The organism is Streptococcus mitis (genome assembly GCF_001579035.1).
GTDB classification, from domain to species: domain Bacteria; phylum Bacillota; class Bacilli; order Lactobacillales; family Streptococcaceae; genus Streptococcus; species Streptococcus mitis_J.
Genome location: NZ_KQ970285.1, coordinates 62,466 through 63,511, shown reverse-complemented (window position 1 = coordinate 63,511; position 1,046 = coordinate 62,466). Strand labels below are relative to the sequence as shown.

Sequence of the window (1,046 nt, the reverse complement as noted above, 5' to 3'; positions counted from 1 at the left end):
TCTTCGGTTTTTCTTTAGGTATTTGATAGAATAGATATTTTTTGCTATAATCAAAGCATAGAAAAAATTTCTATACTTTGAATTATGTCGCTTGCTCGCCTCGTCTAAAATTTGAGCAAGTGATTTTTTTATTTTCTTTTTGCATGATTACTACCTGACTTTGGTTTATAAAGCAAGTCTTTACTTTCGATAAGATCTAGAATCCAGCTGAACCCCTGCTCCACCGTTTCAAGAAATGCGCCCAGGTCTTCACTGTCCAAGTTCTCGTAGTTCATACAAAGATATTCAGCTAGTTGTCTGTCTTTCTCAACTAGCTTTTTAAAATCCTTGGAATACTTGGGAATTTCTAACCCTTTGGCATTCGTAACTGTCTTAAAATCATTTTCCATTTTCTATACTCCTATACTTTAAAAATTAATTCCTTAATTTCTGAATATCCCCTATTCAAATTAATCATAGCTATTGCCATATCTTCCAAACGTTGATAGTTTGTCAGTTCTGCACTTGTCAAGCCATCAATGCCGTTCTTACTTTCTCGCTCCTTCATGAGTTGCGCTTTATTCTTCCCTGTCACTCCCTTTAGTAGTAAGTTTGTCAGGGTGCTATAGGCATGCTTGGGGGCTTTCTCCCATGCTTGGATAGCTTCGGTTAAGCTTTTACGCTTTGGCTTTTCCAGTTCTCTTTGAAGATAGCGTTTAGAAAGTTCATCACGCATTTCAAAAAAGGCTTTAACCAGGTTCTTCTTAAACTCTTTTACGGGTTCTGTATTTCGTAAGTAAGTGATCATCAAGGTTGCTTGTTGCTCGTTCAAAATATAATCCCGTACATTTTGCCCACTCTCTGAAGGTGAAATTTTAAATTGCACCTTTCCGAAGATTTCAAAGTCCTCTCGGTGCTTATTCAGCAAAATCTTCAAATGTCTGTGCTTTACTTCAGCACATTCTGCAACGATACTGCTCAGTGTATACGGCTCTTTCTTGCCGTCCATGTAAACCAATTCCATCGGTCCACTCCTTTCTTATTTTTGTCAATGCTTACCACCTAAA

Annotated in this window: 2 protein-coding genes; both read right to left on the bottom strand. The window is 37.4% G+C overall.

Annotation, left to right across the window (positions count from 1 at the left end):
- Window positions 1-128: 128 nt before the first annotated feature.
- Entirely contained in the window at window positions 129-389 is a 261-nt protein-coding gene (locus SMIDD26_RS00330; protein ID WP_042900400.1) for a hypothetical protein, read from the bottom strand.
- 11 nt (window positions 390-400) lie between these two features.
- Window positions 401-1,003, bottom strand: a complete 603-nt coding sequence (locus tag SMIDD26_RS00325) for a Rha family transcriptional regulator (RefSeq protein ID WP_061438569.1) — start codon at window positions 1,001-1,003, stop codon at window positions 401-403.
- Window positions 1,004-1,046 lie beyond the last annotated feature (43 nt).

Excerpts from the sequence above, each read along its gene's own strand:
- SMIDD26_RS00330 (WP_042900400.1), bottom strand. The coding sequence starts at position 389 with ATGGAAAATGATTTTAAGACAGTTACGAATGCCAAAGGGTTAGAAATT.
- SMIDD26_RS00325 (WP_061438569.1), bottom strand. The coding sequence starts at position 1,003 with ATGGAATTGGTTTACATGGACGGCAAGAAAGAGCCGTATACACTGAGC.